The organism is Sphingomonas sp. AC411 (genome assembly GCF_979253035.1).
Genome location: NZ_CEEDAQ010000001.1, coordinates 655758 through 675848, shown reverse-complemented (window position 1 = coordinate 675848; position 20091 = coordinate 655758). Strand labels below are relative to the sequence as shown.

The following is a 20091-nucleotide window of genomic DNA, read 5'->3' as shown; positions in this document are numbered from 1 at the left end:
CCGCCATGAACGATACAACCGAAAACACAGGCGCAATGCAGGTCGACGTGACCCTGGTGCGCCAGCTCGCCGAACTGCTCGACACCACGCAGCTGACCGAGATCGAAGTCGAGGACGGCTCGCGTCGCATCCGAGTCGCGCGCAAGGCCGCGCAGGCTGCACCCGTCGCGCATTATGCGCCGGCGCCCGCCCCGGCCCCCGTCTCGCCACCGCTGTCGATCCCGCAGGCCGAGGTCGGCGCGTCCGCCCCCGCGACCAGCGCGAGCGCGGTCAAGTCGCCGATGGTCGGCACCGTCTATCTCGCCGCCAACCCCGAGGCGAAGCCGTTCTCGACGGTCGGCCAGAAGGTCGCGGCTGGCGACACGCTGCTGATCATCGAGGCGATGAAGGTGATGAACACGATCGTCGCGCCATCGGCCGGTACCGTGACCGCGATCCTGGTCGAGAACGGCCAGCCGGTCGAGTTCGACCAGCCCCTCGTAGTGGTCGAATAATGCCGCAAATCAAGAAGCTGCTGATTGCAGATCGCGGCGAGATCGCGCTGCGGATCCACCGCGCCTGCCATGAGATGGGCATCAAGACGGTGGCCGTCCACTCGACCGCCGACGCCGACGCGATGCATGTGCGGCTCGCCGACGAGGCGATCTGCATCGGACCGCCGTCGGCGACCGACAGCTATCTGAACATCCCGAACATCATCTCGGCTGCTGAGATCTCGGGTGCGGACGCGATCCATCCGGGCTACGGCTTCCTCAGCGAGAACGCGCAGTTCGCCGAGATCGTCGAGCTGCACAACATCCTGTTCGTCGGCCCCAAGCCCGAGCATATTCGCACCATGGGCGACAAGGTCGAGGCCAAGCGCACCGCGGGCGCGCTCGGGCTTCCGCTCGTCCCCGGCTCGGACGGCGCGATCAGCGACATCGCCGAGGCCAAGGCAATCGCCGAGTCGATCGGCTATCCGGTGATCATCAAAGCCGCGAGCGGCGGCGGTGGTCGCGGGATGAAGGTCGTCAACGACGCCGACGATCTCGAGACGCAGATGCAGCAGGCCGGCAGCGAGGCGAAGGCCGCGTTCGGCGACGCCACCGTCTACATGGAAAAATACCTCGGCAATCCGCGGCATATCGAACTTCAGATCTTCGGCGACGGCAACGGCAACGCGATCCACTTGGGCGAGCGCGACTGCTCGCTGCAGCGCCGCCACCAGAAGGTGCTCGAGGAAGCGCCCTCGCCGATCATCACCGCGGAAGAGCGCGAGCGGATGGGCGGGATCGTCGCCAAAGCGATGGCCGACATGGGCTATCGCGGCGCGGGGACGATCGAGTTCCTGCTGGGAAGCCGGCGAATTCTACTTCATCGAGATGAACACCCGGCTCCAGGTCGAGCATCCGGTGACCGAGATGATCACCGGGTTGGATCTGGTTCGCGAGCAGATCCGCGTGGCCGAAGGTCATCCGCTGACGCTCCGCCAGGAAGATGTCCAGTTCCGCGGCCATGCGATCGAATGCCGCATCAATGCCGAGGACCCGCGCACGTTCGCGCCGTCGCCGGGGCTGGTGAAGGTGTATCACGCACCGGGTGGGATGCATGTGCGCGTCGATAGCGGGCTGTATGCGGGGTACCGCGTACCGCCTTACTATGACTCGATGATCGCCAAGCTGATCGTCTATGGCACGACGCGCCAGGGTGCGCTGCGGCGGTTGCGGCGTGCGTTGGAGGAGATGGTGATCGAGGGGTTACGACGACGATCCCGCTGCACCGTGCGCTGCTCGACGATCCCGAGTTCCAGGAGGGCGCGTACACGATCAAGTGGCTGGAAGAGTGGTTGGCCAAGCAGGGGCTTAACCGTCTGACGTCCCCCTCCCTGGAAGGGAGGGGCCGGGGTGGGTCGGCTTAGGGCTGGCCGGACGTTCCCTCGAAACCGACCTACCCCTACCCCTCCCCTTCCAGGGAGGGGAGTTCTGACGGAGCATTCGTGAAGGCGACGATCTACCACAACCCGCGTTGCTCCAAGTCCCGCGAGGCGCTTGCCCTGCTGCAGGAGGCCGGGGCGGACGTCACGATCGTCGAATACCTCAAGACTCCGCTTTCCCGCACCGAACTCGTCCGCCTTTACGACCGCGCCGGCATGACGCCGCGGCAAGGCCTTCGCATGGCCGAGGACGGCGCCAAGGCGGTCAAGCACGGCGACGCCGAGGCGATCCTCGACGCGATGATGATCGATCCGCTGCTGATCGAGCGCCCGCTGGTCGAGACCGACAAGGGCGTCCGGCTAGGCCGCCCGATCGCACGGCTGAACGAGATCCTGTGATCGGCTCCCTGCCCTCGCATTGCGCACGCACCGCCCAGGTGCCGCAATTTCGGGCAGTGAAATCACCCACATTACGCGGTTGCCCGAGGGCGCTGCGGCTGGCACGCTTGGTGCAAGGCGCCCTTCAGGGCGGACGGCTCGCTCGCGAGGGCGAGGGTTTCAACGACAATCGGGGGCGTACCTGTGAAAAAGATCGAAGCCATCATCAAGCCGTTCAAGCTGGATGAGGTGAAGGAAGCGCTGCACGAGATCGGCGTGAGCGGCATCACTGTGACCGAGGCCAAGGGCTTCGGCCGGCAGAAGGGCCATACCGAGCTGTACCGCGGCGCGGAATATGTCGTCGACTTCCTGCCGAAGGTGAAGCTCGAGGTCGTCGTCGAGGACGGGCTCGCGCAGCGCGTCGTCGAGGCGATCGCCGCGGCGGCCCAGACCGGCCGGATCGGCGACGGCAAGATCTTCGTCATCCCGGTCGAGAGTGCGCTTCGCATCCGCACCGGCGAGCGCGACGACGACGCAATCTAGGTTTCAACCATACATACGGCGTTGACGGCTAGTGACGACATCGTCATTTGACGCAGCGCAACATTGTGTGGAATTCTTAATCCATACCGCAATTAGATTCCCGCATGGCGCGGCGGAAGTCTCAAAAACGAAGGGCAAGCATCATGGCGAATTCGGCCTCCGACGTTCTCAAGATGATCAAGGACCAGGAGATCGAGTGGGTCGATCTGCGGTTCACCGATCCCAAGGGCAAGTGGCAGCATCTGACGATGGTCGCCAGCCTGATCGGCGAAGACGAGCTGACCGACGGCCTGATGTTCGACGGTTCGTCGATCGAGGGCTGGAAGGCGATCAACGAGAGCGACATGACGCTCAAGCCCGATCTCGACGCGGTCTATGTCGATCCGTTCTCGGCGACGCCGATGATGATCCTGATCTGCGACATCAGCGACCCGTCGACCGGCGAGTTGTACGCGCGCGATCCCCGCTCGACCGCCAAGCGCGCCGAGGCGTATCTGCTGACCACCGGCGTCGGCGACACCGTGTATGTCGGCCCCGAAGCCGAATTCTTCATGTTCGACGACGTCCGCTTCGAGAACAGCTATTCGACCAGCTACTACAAGATCGACGACATCGAGCTGCCGGGCAATTCGGGTCGCGAATATGAGGGCGGCAACCTCGGCCACCGTCCGCGCGCCAAGGGCGGCTATTTCCCGGTCGCGCCGGTCGACTCGGCTGTCGACATCCGCGGCGAGATGGTCTCGACGATGATCGAGATGGGCCTTCCCTGCGACAAGCATCACCACGAGGTCGCGGCCGCGCAGCATGAGCTGGGCCTGACCTTCGGCACGCTGACGCAGACCGCGGATCGCATGCAGATCTACAAGTATGTCGTCCACCAGGTCGCGCATGCCTATGGCAAGACGGCGACGTTCATGCCGAAGCCGATCAAGGAGGACAACGGTTCGGGTATGCACACGCATTTCTCGATCTGGGACGGCAAGACGCCGCTATTCGCCGGCAACGGCTATGCGGGCCTCAGCGACATGTGCCTGTATTTCATCGGCGGCATCATCAAGCACGCCAAGGCTGTGAACGCGTTCACCAACCCGTCGACCAACAGCTACAAGCGCCTCGTCCCCGGCTACGAAGCGCCGGTGCTGCTCGCATACTCGGCACGCAACCGGTCGGCATCGTGCCGCATTCCGTACGGCACCGGCCCCAAGGCGAAGCGCGTCGAAGTGCGCTTCCCGGACGCGCTGGCCAACCCGTATCTCGCCTATGCGGCGCTGATGATGGCTGGCATGGACGGCATCCTCAACAAGATCCATCCGGGCGAAGCGATGGACAAGAACCTGTACGACCTGCCGCCGGCAGAGCTCGCCCAGGTCCCGACCGTCGCGGGTTCTGCTCCGCGAGGCGCTCGAATGCCTGCTCGCGGATCACGACTTCCTGCTGAAGGGCGACGTGTTCTCGAAGGACCAGATCGAGAGCTATGTCGAGATCAAGTACGCCGAGGTTGCGCGCTGGGAGATGACGCCTAGCCCGGTTGAATATGACATGTACTACAGCGGATAAGGCGCGACCACGCTCGCGCCGATCCGCGCAGCGGATATCCGCTGTCGGCCGGCGTCGTGTAGCGACGACCGACGGCGTGGCTTTGCCACGTCGCTGAATGAGAAGAGGGCGCCCGGGGCAATCCGGGCGCCCTTTTTCGTAGATCCTCCCCTGCAAGGGGAGGTGGCTGGCGTAGCCAGACGGAGGGGTATCTCCGTTCTCGATAGGGCGGATACCCCTCCGTCAGCCAAGCGGCTGCCACCTCCCCTTGCAGGGAGGATCACGTTGCAGGCGGGTCCGTTCCTGTCATTCCCGCGGAGGCGGGAACCCATACTGGCTGACCGCGCGATAGACGCGCGAGCGGTCGAGAATATGGATCCCCGCCTGCGCGGGGATGACGATGGGGCTGGGAATGGGGGTTGGGAATGATGAAAAGGTATGGGCTCAATTGCGTCCGCGCCAAGCTTGTTTCCTCCCGAAGGCGGGGAACCAGACTGGGCTCCCGCCTTCGCGGGAGAACAAGAAGGGGTAGCTTCGGTTAACTTCGCTCGCTGGGCTCGGATTGATCGACCGCTCTCGCCACCCATATCCCTCCAGAGAGACTTCCCCAAAAACCCAAGGAACATCCGTGACCGAAGACAGCGGTAACAGCGCCGGACGCGCGATCCCGAGCGGCCGTCTCGCTCGCCTCGGCGTCTTCGGCAAACTCGCGGGCGGGGTCGCGAGCGGCGTCGTCGCCGAGGGCGCGCGTCGGCTTGCCAGCGGCGAACGTCCCAAGATCGGCGATCTTCTCCCTACCCCCGCCAACGCCACGCGAGTCGCCGACCAGCTCTCCCACCTCCGTGGCGCAGCGATGAAGCTCGGCCAGATGATCTCGATGGACGCGGGCGACATGCTCCCGCCCGAGCTTGCGACTATTCTCGCACGGCTTCGCAACAACGCGCACCACATGCCGCCGCAGCAGCTCGACAGCGTGCTCGCCGCCGAATGGGGCAAGGACTGGCGTCGCCGCTTCGCGCATTTCCAGGCACACCCGGTCGCTGCCGCTTCGATCGGCCAGGTTCACCGTGCCCGCCTGCCCGACGGCACCGAGCTGGCGATCAAGGTCCAGTATCCCGGCGTGAAGGAGAGCATCGACGCGGATGTCGACAACGTCGCGACGCTGCTCCGCGTGTCGGGGATGCTGCCCAAGTCGCTCGACATCGCGCCGTTGCTGGACGAGGCGAAGAAGCAGCTCCACGAGGAAGCCGATTACCTTCGCGAGGCGCAGATGCTCGCGCGCTACGGCGATCTGCTCGCCGACCAGCCACAGTTCGTCGTCCCCACGCTCCATTCCGATCTCACCACGCCGCGCGTCCTCGCGATGAGCTTCGTTACCGGCGTTCCGGTCGAGACGTGGAGACCGCGCCGCAGGTCGTGCGTGACCGCGTCATGCACGACCTGATCTCGCTCGTGCTGCGTGAACTGTTCGATTGGCGGCTGATGCAGACCGATCCGAACTTCGCCAATTATCGCTGGCAGCCCGAAACCGAGAAGCTGGTCCTGCTCGATTTCGGTGCCGCCCGCTCCCTCCGCCGAAACCGGCGAAGGCTATCGCCGACTGCTCACCGCGGCGCTGGCGGGCGATCGTGATGCAGTCCGCGAAGCCGCTATAGCCGCCGGTTTTCTCGGCGAAGCGGCCGTCCTCCAGCACCGCGCGCTGGTCGACCGGATGATCGACGTGATCCTCGCAGAACTCGCCAAGCCCGGCCCGTTCGACTTCGGCGACCGCGCGTTCGTCGGCGTGCTGCGCGAACAGGGCACCGAGATCGCGCGCGACCGCGATACGTGGCACCTGCCGCCGATCGATACGCTGTTCGTCCAGCGCAAGATCAGCGGCACCGCGCTGCTCGCCGCGCGGTTGAAGGCGCAGGTCGACGTCCGTGCGATGGTCGCAGCCTATTGCGACGGCGCGCCATCGTGAGGTTCAGCGCAACTTCAGCGCCCGCTGCACGCCGGCCCAGCTGACATATTTGAAGTTCTGCGTGGCGGGGCGTTGTCGCCGTCCTGCGCTACCAGCAGGCCGCGCGGGTAGGCCGGGCCGAAATCGCCGAGCATCAGGTCGATGCCGTCGGTGTCGCTGATGCCGTCGATCGGGCCGCTGCCGATCCGGAAGCGGCCGGCATAGGTGACGTCCGGCAGGCGATAGAGCGTGTAGGCGTTGTCGCCCTGGCTCGACACGACGAGATAGCCGCCGCTCTTGCCGAAGGGCGCGAGCGCGAGGCCTTCGGCGTCGGCGACCAGCGTCTTGCCGTCGACCTTGGCGATCGGCGTTGCGGTCACCGGTGCGGATGGGTCGGCATCGAAGCGCCAGAGCCCGACATCCTCTTCCGCGACATAAAGCTGACCGGTGCGATCGTCGACGACGCAGCCTTCCGACTGGGTGCCGAGCTTCATCGAGCGGACCGTCGTGACCTTTGGCGTCGTCCCGGACAGGTCGATCGCGACTTGGTCGATGCGGCCGTCCTTGAGCACGACGAAGCCGAACAACGCCTTGTCGCTGGCACGGGTCCAGAGGCACATGCCGTAGGCCTCGCCCGCACCGACCGGGAAGCGACCGAGCGGCACGAGCTTTGCCGCCGCCGTGTCGAGCGTGAACAGCGAGACATGTGCGGTCGCCGCTTCGGCGCGGTCGCTGGCAGCGGCAATCACCCGTCCGCCGAGATCGCGAAGATCGACGTTGTTCAACCGTGCGGCCGGCGTGAAGCTCAGTCGCTTGCCCGTCAGGCTGTAGACGTGGATGCCGGCCTTCTTGTCGGTGCCGATGACGAGGCTCTTCGATGGATCGGCGGCGTTGCGCCAGATCGCGGGATCGTCCGCGGCATCGGCGGCGGTGTCGACCGGATCGGTCTCCGCGGCCGCAGCGACCATCGGTGCCTCGCCCCCCACCGGGACCGAGGTCGTCGAGCATCCCGCCAGCAACAGCGCGGCGGCGAGGGAATACGCGCGCATCAGAACGTCACCCGAACGCCGCCGGTGTAACGCCGACCGAACGTCTCATGCTCGATCGTGTAGGCCGACGTGCCGACATAGCGACGACCGGGGCCGTTCAGGAGATTGGCGAAATCGGCATAGATCTCGACATTGCCGTTGATCGCGTAGCGGACCGATGCGTCCAGTTCATTGTCCTTGGCCCAGTAGAAATCGCCGCCGTCGACGCCACGGACGGTGTCGCCGACCTTCGCCACCGACCCGATCGCGTCGAGCCATGCCGAGCGGTTCTGATACGAGACGCGGGCCGAGAATCCGTATTTCTCGTAATAGCCGATCAGATTGTAGATCGCGTCCGATGCACCGGGCAGCGGCACCTTCCGCGACGGGATATCGCCCGTGCCGGGCGTATCCGCGCGGCTCTTGTTGATCGTCGCGTTGAGCTGGATGCCGAAGCCGCCCATCCAGTCCGGCAGGCCGAGATCGGCGGTGAACGGTCGAGCTGCTGCTGGATCGCGCCCTCGATGCCCATGATATAGCCCTTGCCGCCGTTCAGGACGGTCGAGAACTGATATTGCGAACGATCGGTATTGCCGCTGTTGAGGATCGTGCTGCCGAAGGTCTGCACCGAGTCGAACAGAACGTTGGTGACGTCCTTGTAATAGGCACCGATCGACAGGAAGCCGCGCGGCATCGTGTAATATTCGACATAGGCGTCGACGCCCTTGGCCTTTTCGGGCTTCGCGTCGGGGTTGCCGCCGGATACCGTCAGGTTCGCGTCGTTGTACGTCAGGTTCGGACGCAGTTGATCGTAATCGGGCCGTGCGGCGCCGGTGTTGAACGACAGCCGCGCCTTCATCCGGTCGTTGACGTCCCAGTTGAGGTGGAGGCTCGGGTAGACGAGCGTCTGATTGGACTTCGCCTCGACCGGCGTCGCCACGCTGGTCGCCGCGTCGATCGAGAAGGCGCGCGCGTCGTTGCGGATATGCTCGACGCGGGCACCACCGACGATGCTGCCCCAGTTGGTCGTCGTGGTGGCCATCGCATAGGCCGAATAGACCCGTTCGCCGACCTCGTAGAAATTGGCGTCGACCGGCTGGTAGCTGGCGACGCTCTTGGCCTGATCGACGAGCCCGAGCACCTTGTCGCGGTCGAAATACTGGAAGGTGTAGCCGAGCGGGATCTCGCCCTGGAACCCGCCGGGCTTGGCGATCGCGGAATAGTTGGTGGAGATCCCCGCGGCGGCGAACTGTGCCGCGCTGTTGATGTCGAGCAGATCCTCGTTGGCGGTCTTGGTGCGGTCGTCATAGCGGACGCCGGCGGTGAACACCGTCTGCGCCCCGAACAGCGACGCCTCGCGGCTGATGTCGAGCTTGGCGGTGTAGGCCTCGGTCACGTCCTGCGCCTTCAGCGAGCGGAGGCGGGTCAGCGACGTCGGAAAATCCTCGATCGCGGTCACATGTGCACCGCGCGAGAACGTCCCGTCGGCGTTGCGGATCGTGCGGAACAGCTGGACCTTGGCAAGCTGCGGGTCGGTCAGGTCATAACCCACGGTCAGCCGGTTGGTGGCGTTCGTGAAGCTGGGGCTTTCGTAGTTCAGCTGCGCCGGCTGCGTCCGGTCGTCGATCGAGCGGGTGAAGTTGCCGCGCCATGCGACCTTCCACTCGCCCAGTTCGTGATCGCCGCCGACCGTGTTGGTGAACACCGACTGCTTGTATTTGCGCACCGTGAAGTTCGCGTTGAGATCGACGCCGTAGACGGTGCCGAGCAAGGGCGTGTTGCCGGTGCAGATGTCGGCATAGCCGGTGGTGCCCGACGCGGGCCGTGCGTTGACGTTGCAGGCAGCGCTGCCGGTCGGCGCCCGCGACTGCTGGTCGTCGAGATCGAAGATGTAGTTGTTACGCTGCTCATCGTCCTGGAACGCCGAGTAGATCGTCTCCGCGAACAGCTTGTGGCCGGATGCCGGGCGCCAGTCGAGCCGGGTCGAGAGCGAGTAGTTCTTCCGCGTCAGGCGATACAGCTTGTTCTCGGTCTCGCGCGCCCAGTTGCGTGTCTGGTAGCCGGGGCGCTTGTCTTCCTTGACCGCCTCGAAATCGGTTTCGAAATTGTCGGTGACCATGCCGCGGCGGTACAGGCTGGCGGACGAGACGATGCCGAACTCGCCGATCCCGGTGTCGATCCGGTCGGACACGACGAGCGAGCCCTCATATTCGGTCTTTTTGCCGAGTTCGACATGGCCCAGGCCGCCCTTGGCCTGCACCTTCATGCCCGGATAATCGAACGCGGATCGCGTGATGATGTCGACATTGCCGGCGATCGTCTCGCCTGTCATGTCCGGGGTGACGGCTTTCCGCACGATGATCTGCGAGGCGATCGCCGAGGGGATGGAGTCGAAGCGGGCATCGCGGCCTTCGGGGCTGACGACGTTGATGCCGTCGATCGACAGCGTGGTCCAGTTGATCGGCGCTCCACGCAGCGTGATGTAGCGCGCCTGGCCCTGGTCGCGCTGGACGCCGACACCGGGGAGGCGGCTGACCGCCTGCGCGACGTTCTGATCGGGCAGTCGACCGATCGAGATCCGAGGCGATGACCGAGACGAGCGAGGGGCTGGTACGCTGGATCTGGAGTGCTGCGGCTTCGGATTCCGCGATCGGGCGCGAGCCGGAGACGACGATCTCGGCCCCTCGCCTGCGCCTGCGCCGACTTCGGTGGTCATCGCGACGTCGAGCGTGACCTGGGAGTCTGCAACCGTCACGGTTCGGCGGGCATCGGGAAAGCCGACATAGCGGATCACGAGCTCGTGCGTGCCGGCGGGAACGCCGACCAGCGAGAACCGTCCCGTGCGGTCGACCACGGTCGACAGGTCGAGTGCGGGGATCGAGACAGATGCGCCATCGAGATACTCGCCGCTGCCCGCCTGCGACACGGTGCCGGTGATCGCGCCGGGCGCGCGCGGTGCACCGACCGGTGTCGCTGCGTCGGGACGCGCATGGGCGCTCGCAATGGTCAGCGGGCTCAGCGCGCAGCCGGCGAGCAGCGCATGCGCGAGGACGCGACCGCGGACGCGGTTCGACAGGTTCGATTTCATGGTATTCCCCGGATGGTCCCGACTTCTTCAGCCGGCTTGGGAGGCGCGGTAGCGGTCGCGCATGGCAGCGCCGTTACGTCAGCGTGACAACGCCGTGACAGCCGCGTCGGCAGCAACCCGATCCCGTAATCGCGCCGAACATCCCACATTAAACCAACGTTAAAAACGCCGGACACGCGATTCTTATATTCGTAACGGACGTGCCACGACCGCCGCTTATCGCGCCCCCAAGGCAAACACTGCCGAAAAAGGGAACCCCTCGATGTTGAATTCAGCAAGCCTGCGCTTGCGGCTGCTGGCCGGCGCCGCCCTGACGGTCGCGATCGCGTCGCCCGCCTTCGCCGCCGCCGCCACGCCGACTGCCGTCACGCCGACTGCCGCCAAAGACCCGGCACCGACTGCCGCTACCGATCCCACGCCCACCGATCCCGCTGCGGCCGCCCCCGCCGACCAGACGGGTCTCGGCGAGATCGTCGTGACCGCGACCAAGCGCGAGACCAATCTCCAGAAGACGCCGATCGCGATCAGCGTGCTCAGCAGCCAGGCGCTGACCGATCGCCATGTGCAGAGCCTGTACGATCTCGCCGATGGCGCGGTGCCGTCGTTGCGCGTTGCCACCTTCGAGGCACGCCAGTCCGCGCTGACGATCGGTATCCGCGGCATCGTCCCGCTCGATGCGAACCAGCCCGCGCGCGAGCAGGGAGGTCGGCGTCTATATCGACGGCGTGTACCTCGGGCGCCAGCACGGCTTGAACGCCGCGCTGTTCGATGTCGACCGGATCGAAGTCCTCAAAGGCCCGCAGGGCACGCTGTTCGGTCGCAACACCGAGGGCGGCGCGCTGAGCATCGTCACCAAGGGCCTGACCGGCAAATGGGGCGGCAGCGCGACCGGCGGCATCGCGAACTACGGCAGCTATAACGGCGCGCTGCATCTCGACCTGCCCGAAACCTACGGCGTTTCGCTGAAGCTCGACGGCGTCATCCAGCATCAAGGATGCGACCACCAAGAACCCGCTCGAGGGCCAGACCGGCTTCAACTATTATCATCGCCGCGGCTTCAAGGCGACCGCGCGGGTCCACCCGATCTCGGGCATGACCGCCGATTTCAGCTACGATAACGGCTACGACTCGAACAGCCCGTTCTACAGCCAGTTGCTCAACGTGAACCCGAACGGGTGCAAGGCGGGTGCGCAGTCTGCATCGCCCGCCTGTGCCCTGCCCGGCACCAACTACACGACGCTCACCGGCAGCGTGAAGCCGCTGCCGAGCCGGGTCGTGGTCAACGGCACCAGCCGCGCGAAGGTCGCCGACATCGGCGTGCCGCAGCAGCCGAGCGTCGACAAGACGCACGGCTTCACCTCGAACATCCGTTGGGACGTCGCACCCGAGATCGAACTCCGCTCGATCACCGCGTGGCGCGGCGTGAATGCGACCCAGTATGACAATAGCGGCGGCTATCACCGCGTGCCCGTCGTCGCGGCCGGCTGCACCGGAACCGCGTGCAACTTCAGCCGCTACAGCCTCGCCGACCTGCACCAGAACCAATTCAGTCAGGAATTCCAGGCGGTCGGCACGGTCGGCCAGTTCGACTATGTCGCCGGGCTGTATTACTTCAACGAGCACGTCAGCGACGACGCGGCAACGCCGAACTCACTGGCGTTCGATTCCACGCTGTCGACGATCACCGTGCTCGATCCCTGCACCGGCTCGGGCGGATTCGGCTCGCAGGAGGGTTGCCGCTCGATCGACCGGGCGTCCGAAGTCTGGTCGAAGAGCTATGCCGGCTATGGCCAGGTCACCTGGAACGCGACCGATCGGATCCACCTGACCGCAGGTGGCCGCTACACGCACGACGACAAGAAGGGCGTGCTGCATTATTCGCGCAATTTGAACTACGACACGGCGACCACAGCGCAGCTGACGGCGGCGGGCTACAAGCCGCTCGACGCGAGCTGGAACCGGTTCAATCCGATGGCGACGCTGGCCTATGACGCCAGCGATCTGCTCCACCTGTACGCCAAGTACGCGACCGGCTATCGCGCCGGCGGTGCCAGCTCGCGCACATCGAACTACCAGACGTTCAATCCCGAGGACGTGAAGTCGTACGAGATCGGCGCGAAGACCGATTTCTGGGATCACCGCGCCCGCCTAAACCTGGCCGGCTACATCATGGATCGCAAGAACAGCCAGGTCGACATCAGTTCGATCCAGACCACCTCGACGGGCAGCTTCAACAACCTGGTGACGATCAATGCGCCCGGCATCACCAAGATCCGCGGGATCGAGGCCGACCTGACGGTGCAGCCGGTCACCGGCCTGACGCTGACCGCGGGCTATGCCTATACCTACACCAAGATCCCGCCGGTGCTGATCGAGTCGACCGGCGTGTACCAGAACTTCTACATCGTCTTCACGCCGCGCAATGCGGCCAACGGCGCGATCGACTATACGATGCCGATCGGCGACATGGACCTGAAATTCCACCTCGACGGCAACTATTCGCAAGCCACGCAGACCTTCGACCAATATGCGACCAAGAACGACGCGGCGTTCCTCGCCAACGCACGTCTTGCGCTGGCCAACATCCGGGTCGGCGGCAGCAACGCGGTGACGATCTCCGCCTGGGTCCGCAACCTGTTCGACAAGCAATATGTGTTCCGCCGCGATCCGTCGAACAGCCTGCCGGGCTCACCGACGACGAGCACCACGTCGGGCAGCATCAGCAACGTGCTGGGCGACTATGGCAATTTCAACGCGCCGCGGACCTACGGCATAGAGGCGTCGGTCAAGTTCTGACCGCGCGATCCTCCCCCGCAAGGGGAGGATTAGTTGTTTGCTCAGCCGCGTGGCAAGCTCAGCACCACGCGTAACCCGGATTGGCGTCCTCGAGCGACAACGTGCCGCGGTGCAGGCGGACGATCGCATCGATCAGCGCGAGGCCCAGGCCGTGCCCGACCTCGTGACGGCTGATGTCCAGACGCCCGAACCGGCGAAGCGCCAGTTTGCGCTGGTCGACTGGGATGCCTGGGCCATCGTCGGTCACCGTCAGCATTGTCGCGGCATCGGTCGAGACGACGCCGATCTCGATCCGCGTGCCGGCCGGCGTATGGCGGATCGCGTTCTCGATCAGGTTGACCATCGCCTGGCCCAGCAACTGGCGATCGCCGATTATCCTGGTCGGTGCATCCACGGCGATGTCGAGTTGCCGGCCGCTATCGGCCGCAACCGGCTGCATCATGTCGCCTACCTCCCGAACCAGGTCGGCGAGATCGAACGGCGCGAACGCGGCGCGACGATCGCCACCCTCGATCTCGGCGATCCGCAGCATCGCCGCGAACATCGCGAGCAACTCGTCGCTCATTGCGATCGCAGCCTCCAGATCGTCGCGCTGCGCCTCGGTCTCGGCCCGGCGCAGCGCCAGGGCGAGTTGGCTCCGCAGCCGGGCGAGCGGCGTGCGCAGATCGTGCGCGATGTCGTTGGAGACGTTGCTGATGCTCGCCATCAGTTCGGCGATGCGATCGAGCATCCGGTTGAACGCCATCGCCTGATGCGCGAACTCGCCGCCCGAGGGGTGGATCGGCACGCGTCGCGTCATATCGCCGTCGATGATCGCCTCGACCGTGCGCCGGGTTTCGCCGATCCGCCGGCCGATCGTGACGACGAAGAAGACCATGCCGCCGACCACGATCAGCACGATCGAGCCGAACCCGATCAGGTAAATTCGCGTGCGCGCGGCGTTGTAGTCGTCAAACGGCTCGGTCTCGGCGACCGTCGTCAGCGTCATGCCGCCGCCGACGTCGCGGACCAGCGCGCGGCCTGCGGACAGCCCGGCGATCCGATCGTCACGGGCGATCGTCGAGAAGCCGAGCGGCAGGCGGCGCGACAAAGCGATGTTGCCGCCGAGCCGATTTCCGTTTGCGTCGACCAGCAGCAGGCCGATATCACCGGTATCGCGCTCGCGCATCGCCGCGTCGATGCGGCGGAAGACGTCGGCCGGTCGGCGATCGCCCGGCGCGCCTGCGATGGCGTCGCTAACGACGAGGATACGGCGGTCGACCAGCCGCTCAATCGTCTGCAGCGTGATTCCGTGGATCGCGAAACCGGTGCCGATCGTCGCCAGCAGGAACGCCAGCAGGAACGCCAGCGTCAGCGCGCGCAGCGACCGGAACCGCATCAGCCGCGCAACATGTAACCGACGCCGCGCATCGTCACGATCGGATCCTCGCCCCCGGCCGCGGTGAGTTTCACGCGGAGGTGGCGGACATAGACGTCGACGATGTTGGTGGTCGGTGCGAAGTCATACCCCCAGACGCGCTCGACCAGCATCGCGCGCGTCAGCACCGCATCGGCATTGGCGACGAACTCGGCGAGCAGCTTGAACTCGAGCTTGCCGAGGTCGAGCGCGATGCCGTCGCGCCACGCGCGGAACTTCGTAGGGCTGACGACGATGTCGCCCGCGCGGATCGTGTCGGCACTGCCCCCGGTCCAGCCGCGTCCGCGTACGACGGCGGCAAGGCGCGCGCTGAGTTCGGCGGCGGCGACCGGCTTGACGACGTAATCGTCCGCGCCCGCCTCGAGTCCTCGACCTTCTCGACCGAGCGGCCGAGGGCGGTGAGCATGATCACTGGTAGGGTCATGTTGCTGCCGCGCAGCCGTTCGAGCACCGTCATGCCGTCGATCCTTGGCAGCATCCGATCGAGCACCACCGCATCGAACGGCGCGCTGTCGACCGCGGCCAGCGCCTCGCGCCCGTCGACCGCGATCGTGACGCGGTGATCGAGCCCGCGCAGTTCCTCCGCCATCGCCTGCGCGAACACCGCATCGTCCTCGACCAGCAACAGGTTCAGGCTCATCGTCGTCTCACTCGGGGAAGCGCTTGCGCCATCTTAACGCGCGGAGGCCGTAGCCTCAGCATGGATTCACGCGAAGGCGCGAAGGCGCGAAGGCGCGAAGAGGATAGAAGAATGGGTTCGCGCGGAGGCGCGGAGACGCGGAGGTGTCTCGATCGGTACGCCCGTCCCGTCCAATACCCCAACGTCGATGATGAAGGGGACCATTGGTCCCGTACGTGACCCTCCGCGTCTCCGCGCCTCCGCATGAATCAACCTTCCTTCGCTGACTCGGGGATCACGGCAGCAGCAGCAGCGTGCTGCCAGAAGTCTCGCCGCTTTCGACCGCGCGGTGCGCGTCGGCGGCGTCTTCGAGGGCGAAGGTCTGGCCGATCTCGGGGGTGATCGCGCCGCGGTCGAGCATCGCGAACAGGCGGGCGATACCGGCCTGCTTTCCTCGGGCGTGACGTAGTAATCGAACAGCGTCGGGCGGGTCACGAACAGCGACCCTTTCCGCGCGAGGATGCCGAGGTTGACGCCGTCGACCACCCCGCCGGCATTGCCGTAGCTCACGATCAGGCCACGCTTGGCCGCGCTGTCGAGCGAGGCGTTCCAGGTCGCGCCGCCGACGCCGTCGAGCACCACCGGCACGCCCTTGCCATCGGTGATCTCGCGGACTCGGGCCGCGATGTCCTCGGACTTGTGGAGGATGACGTGGTCGGCGCCGGCTTTGCGGGTGCGTGCGGCCTTGTCCTCGCTGCCGACGCTGGCGATGACGGTGGCGCCGATCGCCTTCAACCAGCCCACAAGGATGTGGCCGACGCCGCCCGCCGCCGCGTGGACGAGGACGGTCTGACCTGGCTGGACCTTGGCGCAGCGTTCGACGAGGAACTCGGCGGTGGTGCTCTGAGCAGCATCGCCGCCGCGGTGCGGTCGTCGAGCGTGTCGGGGAGTTTGAAGAGCTGGCTCGCGGGCACGTTGCGTTCGGTCGCATAGGCGCCGCGCGAGGGGCCGAAGGTGCCGACGCGGTCGCCGGGTGCGAAGTCGGTCACGCCCTCGCCGACTGCCATGACGACGCCCGCCGCCTCGCTGCCGAGGCCTCGAGGGCAGGTCGACCGGGTACACGCCGCTGCGGTGATAGGTGTCGATATAGTTCAGCCCGACCGCGGTGTTGCGCATCCAGACCTCGCCCTTGGCGGGCGGCGGCAGCGTCACGTCGCGCCACTGGATGACTTCCGGGCCGCCGGTCTGTTCGAAGAATGCCACTTCGCCATGCCGGCCTCCTGATGAATTTCCGGGTTACCCTACGGCATGCGTTTCGGGTTGCAACCGATCTCCGCCGAGCCCATTCCTTGGCGAGACAAGATGCGGAGAGGCACGATGAAAAGCTATTTGAAGCAGTATATCGATGGCGCGTGGGTCGAGAGCGAGGGCGGCACCGTCTATCAGGTGATCGACCCGTCGACCGAGCAACCGTGTACCGAGATCATGCTCGGCACCGCCGCCGATGTCGACAAGGCGGTCGCCGCGGCACGGTCGGCGTTCGAGAGCTGGAGCCAGACGAGCGTGCAGGAGCGGCTCGACGTGCTGGGTCGGATCATGACCGAATACAAGGCGCGGATGCCCGATCTGGCCAAGGCGATGTCGCAGGAGATGGGCGCGCCGATGGCGCTCGCCTCGATGGCGCAGGCGCCCACCGGGCTCGCGCATTTCTCGGCCACCGCGAAGGCGCTGGCGGCGTTCGAGTTTTCCGAGGTCATCGGCAAGGCGACCGTCGTGCACGAGCCGCTCGGCGTCGTCGCGATGATCACACCGTGGAACTGGCCGCTGAACCAGATCTGCGCGAAGGTCGCCCCGGCGCTCGCGGCAGGCGACACGATGATCCTGAAACCCTCCGAGGAAGCGCCATCGTGCGCGGTGATCCTGGCCGAGATCATGGATGCGGCGGGCGTGCCGGCGGGGGTGTTCAACCTGGTCAACGGCGACGGGCCGGGCGTCGGCGCGGCGCTGTGCGCGCATCGCGACGTCGACATGGTGAGCTTCACCGGCTCGACGCGCGCCGGCATCGCGGTCGCGCTGGCGGCGGCGCCGACGGTGAAGCGCGTGCATCAGGAGCTTGGCGGCAAGGCGGCGAACCTCGTGCTGGAGGGTTCGGATCTCGCCAGCGCTATTGCCGCCGACGGTCGCGGGGGTGCTCGCCAATTCGGGCCAGAGCTGTATCGCGCCGACGCGGCTGCTGGTGCATGCGAGCCAGGTCGCCGAAGCGACCGCGATCGTGAAGTCGATGATGGAGCAGACCAAGGTCGGCGATCCCGCCGAAATGGGCCAGCATATCGGCCCGGTCGTCAACAAGGCGCAGTTCGACAAGATCCAGGGGCTGATCCAGTCCGCGATCGACGAGGGTGCGACCTTGGTGACGGGCGGCGTGGGTCGGCCGGACGGGCGCAACGCCGGCTATTATATCCAGCCGACGCTGTTCACCGACGTGCGGCCGGACATGCGGATCGCGCAGGAGGAGACGTTCGGGCCGGTCGCGACGATTACCGCGTATGCCGATCAGGACGAGGGTATCCGCATCGCCAACGCGACCGAATACGGGCTGTCGGCGACGATCTCGGGCGATCCGGCGGCGGCGGCGAAGGTCGCGCCCAGGTTGCGCGCGGGGCTGGTGACGATCAACTCGTGGAGCCCGGACATCGGCGCGCCGTTCGGTGGCTACAAGCAGTCGGGGAATGGGCGCGAGAACGGGCGTTATGGGCTGACGGACTTCATGGAGGTGAAGACGATCACCGGCCTGCCGGGTGACGTTCGCGAGGGAAAGCCGGCTGAAGCTGGCGCGTAAACCCTTTCTCGGAGGGACGCGGGTCTTCTTCTGATCCTCCCCGCCAGGGGGAGGTGGCGCCGTAGGCGACGGAGGGGGCGGAACTCGCAACAATAGTTACCCTTTCCTCCCCTCCGACTGGCAAGGGTTAGCCACCTCCCCTGGCGGGGAGGATCCAGGTAGCCTCAATGCATCGGCCAGACCGCTACGATCAGCGGGGTGCCTATCAGCAGCACCAGCAGCGACAGCGGTGCGCCGAGCCGCGCGTAGTCGCTGAACCTGTACCTGCCCGGCCCCATCACCAGCGTGTTGCACTGGTGGCCGATCGGGGTGAGGAAATCGCACCCTGCCCCGACCGCGGTCGCCATCAGGAACGCCTCGGGCCGAAACCCGAGATCGCCCGCGAACGTCGCGGCGATCGGCGCCATCACCAGCACGGTCGCGGCATTGTTGAGGAACGGCGTCACCGCCATCGCCGCCGCCAGGATCAGCGCGACCGCGCCCCAGGGTGGCAAGGTCGCCGCGGTCGACGACAGCCAGGTCGCGATCACCTCCGACGCGCCCGTGGTGCGCAGCGAATCGCTGACCGGGATCAGCGCGCCGAGCATGATCAGGATCGGCCATTCGACATGGTCGTACGCCTCGCGCACCGGCAGCACGCCGGTCGCCATGATTAAGCCGGCCGCGGCGAAGAACGCGACCGCCACCGGCACGAACCCCAATGCGGTCGCGCTCATCGCCACCGCGAGGATGGCGATCGGCAGCCAGCTCCGCTTCGATACGCCGAGCCGCATCTCGCGCTGCGCCAACGGAAGGCAGCCGAGATCGCGCAGCTTGCTCGGCAGCTGCTCGAGGGGTCCTTGCAAAACGAGCACGTCGCCAGCGCGGAGTTCGGTGTTGGCGAGACGACGGGAGAGATGCTCGCCCTGCCGCGAGATCGCGATCAGGTTGACGCCGTAGCGCGCCTGCAATGCAAGCCGCGCCGCGGTCTTGCCGACCAGCGCCGAGCCGAGCCCGATGACCGCCTCGATCACGCCGACCTCGTCGTCGTCGTCCTCGTCGGCCTTCTCGCGGTCCTCGCCCTCCAGCTTCAGCCGGTCGCGCGCGATCACGCGTTCGAGCGCATCGGGATCGCCGCCGAGGATCAGCGTGTCGCCGGCGCGCAGATGCGTGTGGTCGTGCGGCGCGCTGCGCATGCCGGCGCGGAGGATGCGGGTGATCGTCACCTCGTGGTCGTGACGGTCGAGGAACGCGTCGACCGTATCGTCGACCGCGGAGACCCCTCCGGGATCATCGCCTCGGTCACAGTAGCCCTTGATGTCGAGCGCCTCGCCCATCGTCGGTGCCGCCCGCCGATCGCGCGGCAGCAGCCGGTACGCGAACCGCAGATAGACCAGCCCCATCAGCGTCAGCCCGAGCTCGACTGGCGCGTAGTCGAACATCCCGAACGGGTGCCCGGTCATCTGTTCGCGGACGCGGCTGACGATGATGTTGGGCGACGTGCCGACCAGCGTGATGAGCCCGCCGAGCAAAGAGGCGGACGCCATCGGCATCAGGAAGACCGAGGGCGACGTATTGTTCTTCTTCGCCATCTGGAACGCGGCGGGCATCAGCATCGCCAGCGCGCCGATGTTCTTGACCAGCGCGGAGGCGAACCCGACCGACGCGGTCAGCAGTAGCAGTTGCGAGCGGACCCGCGTCACCCGCTTGGCGAATTTGGCGAGCGCGCGTTCGATGATGCCCGAGCGCTGCACCGCCGCCGAGATCACCAGCGCCGAGCCGACGATGATGACGATGTCGTCCGAGAAGCCCTTGAACGCCTCCTTCGGGCTGACGATGCCGAGCGCGATGCTGGCAAGCAACGCCAGGATCGCGGTGACGTCGTAGCGGAACCTGCCCCAGATGAAGAGCGCCATCATGCCGATCAGCGTGGCGATCGAGAGATATTGGGGAACGGTCATCGGGTCTCCGCATGTGGACCCATGATAAGCGCGGGCTCGCGGCGGTTGTTCCG

10 protein-coding genes and 6 pseudogenes are annotated in these 20091 nt (G+C 66.2%); 8 read left to right on the top strand and 8 right to left on the bottom strand.

The window, feature by feature from the left end; genetic code table 11:
* Positions 1-5: 5 nt before the first annotated feature.
* The 6 genes and pseudogenes from accB to AC0IX7_RS03485 all read left to right on the top strand — a co-directional run bounded on the left by accB (position 6) and on the right by AC0IX7_RS03485 (position 6332).
* On the top strand, positions 6-494 hold the full coding sequence (accB, locus tag AC0IX7_RS03510) for an acetyl-CoA carboxylase biotin carboxyl carrier protein (protein ID WP_471810568.1): 489 nt from the start codon (positions 6-8) through the stop codon (positions 492-494).
* Positions 494-1897 (top strand): annotated as a pseudogene (gene accC, locus AC0IX7_RS03505) (acetyl-CoA carboxylase biotin carboxylase subunit). The gene accB and the pseudogene accC overlap by 1 nt, the downstream one beginning before the upstream one ends.
* A gap of 78 nt (positions 1898-1975) precedes the next feature.
* Positions 1976-2311, top strand: a complete 336-nt coding sequence (locus AC0IX7_RS03500; protein WP_471810567.1) for an arsenate reductase family protein — start codon at positions 1976-1978, stop codon at positions 2309-2311.
* A 183-nt stretch (positions 2312-2494) separates the two neighbouring features.
* Positions 2495-2833, top strand: coding sequence for a P-II family nitrogen regulator (locus AC0IX7_RS03495; RefSeq protein WP_055875939.1), 339 nt, complete (start codon positions 2495-2497; stop codon positions 2831-2833).
* A 143-nt stretch (positions 2834-2976) separates the two neighbouring features.
* Positions 2977-4390, top strand: a pseudogene (glnA, locus tag AC0IX7_RS03490) (type I glutamate--ammonia ligase).
* A 607-nt stretch (positions 4391-4997) separates the two neighbouring features.
* Positions 4998-6332 (top strand): annotated as a pseudogene (locus AC0IX7_RS03485) (ABC1 kinase family protein).
* A 14-nt stretch (positions 6333-6346) separates the two neighbouring features.
* Here AC0IX7_RS03485 and AC0IX7_RS03480 read toward each other — a convergent pair.
* From AC0IX7_RS03480 to AC0IX7_RS03470, 3 genes are read right to left on the bottom strand one after another with little or no spacing between them, the layout of a single operon-like run.
* Positions 6347-7360 (bottom strand): phytase, encoded by a 1014-nt coding sequence (locus AC0IX7_RS03480; RefSeq protein WP_471810566.1) that lies wholly within the window; start codon positions 7358-7360, stop codon positions 6347-6349.
* Positions 7360-7716: a hypothetical protein gene (locus tag AC0IX7_RS03475; protein ID WP_471810565.1), complete on the bottom strand. Its 357-nt coding sequence runs from the start codon at positions 7714-7716 to the stop codon at positions 7360-7362. The genes AC0IX7_RS03480 and AC0IX7_RS03475 overlap by 1 nt, the downstream gene beginning before the upstream one ends.
* Positions 7677-10427, bottom strand: a complete 2751-nt coding sequence (locus AC0IX7_RS03470) for a TonB-dependent receptor (protein WP_471810564.1) — start codon at positions 10425-10427, stop codon at positions 7677-7679. Before AC0IX7_RS03470 ends, AC0IX7_RS03475 begins: the two co-directional genes overlap by 40 nt.
* A 262-nt stretch (positions 10428-10689) precedes the next feature.
* On the opposite strand from AC0IX7_RS03470, the pseudogene AC0IX7_RS03465 reads away from it, so the two are divergent.
* Positions 10690-13223: pseudogene (locus AC0IX7_RS03465) on the top strand (TonB-dependent receptor).
* Positions 13224-13281: 58 nt separating this feature from the next.
* On the opposite strand, the gene AC0IX7_RS03460 reads toward AC0IX7_RS03465, so the two are convergent.
* The 4 genes and pseudogenes from AC0IX7_RS03460 to AC0IX7_RS03445 all read right to left on the bottom strand — a co-directional run bounded on the left by AC0IX7_RS03460 (position 13282) and on the right by AC0IX7_RS03445 (position 16522).
* Positions 13282-14601: a HAMP domain-containing sensor histidine kinase gene (locus AC0IX7_RS03460; RefSeq protein WP_471810563.1), complete on the bottom strand. Its 1320-nt coding sequence runs from the start codon at positions 14599-14601 to the stop codon at positions 13282-13284.
* Positions 14601-14768, bottom strand: coding sequence for a winged helix-turn-helix domain-containing protein (locus AC0IX7_RS03455; RefSeq protein WP_471810562.1), 168 nt, complete (start codon positions 14766-14768; stop codon positions 14601-14603). Before AC0IX7_RS03455 ends, AC0IX7_RS03460 begins: the two co-directional genes overlap by 1 nt.
* Positions 14762-15280 carry a response regulator gene (locus AC0IX7_RS03450; protein WP_471810560.1) on the bottom strand — a complete coding sequence of 173 codons (519 nt, stop codon included), beginning with the start codon at positions 15278-15280 and terminating at the stop codon, positions 14762-14764. Before AC0IX7_RS03450 ends, AC0IX7_RS03455 begins: the two co-directional genes overlap by 7 nt.
* A 274-nt stretch (positions 15281-15554) precedes the next feature.
* Positions 15555-16522 (bottom strand): annotated as a pseudogene (locus AC0IX7_RS03445) (quinone oxidoreductase family protein).
* 114 nt (positions 16523-16636) lie between these two features.
* On the opposite strand from AC0IX7_RS03445, the pseudogene AC0IX7_RS03440 reads away from it, so the two are divergent.
* Positions 16637-18098, top strand: a pseudogene (locus tag AC0IX7_RS03440) (aldehyde dehydrogenase family protein).
* Between the two features lie 164 nt (positions 18099-18262).
* On the opposite strand, the gene AC0IX7_RS03435 reads toward AC0IX7_RS03440, so the two are convergent.
* Positions 18263-20038 carry an SLC13 family permease gene (locus AC0IX7_RS03435; protein WP_471810558.1) on the bottom strand — a complete coding sequence of 592 codons (1776 nt, stop codon included), beginning with the start codon at positions 20036-20038 and terminating at the stop codon, positions 18263-18265.
* Positions 20039-20091 lie beyond the last annotated feature (53 nt).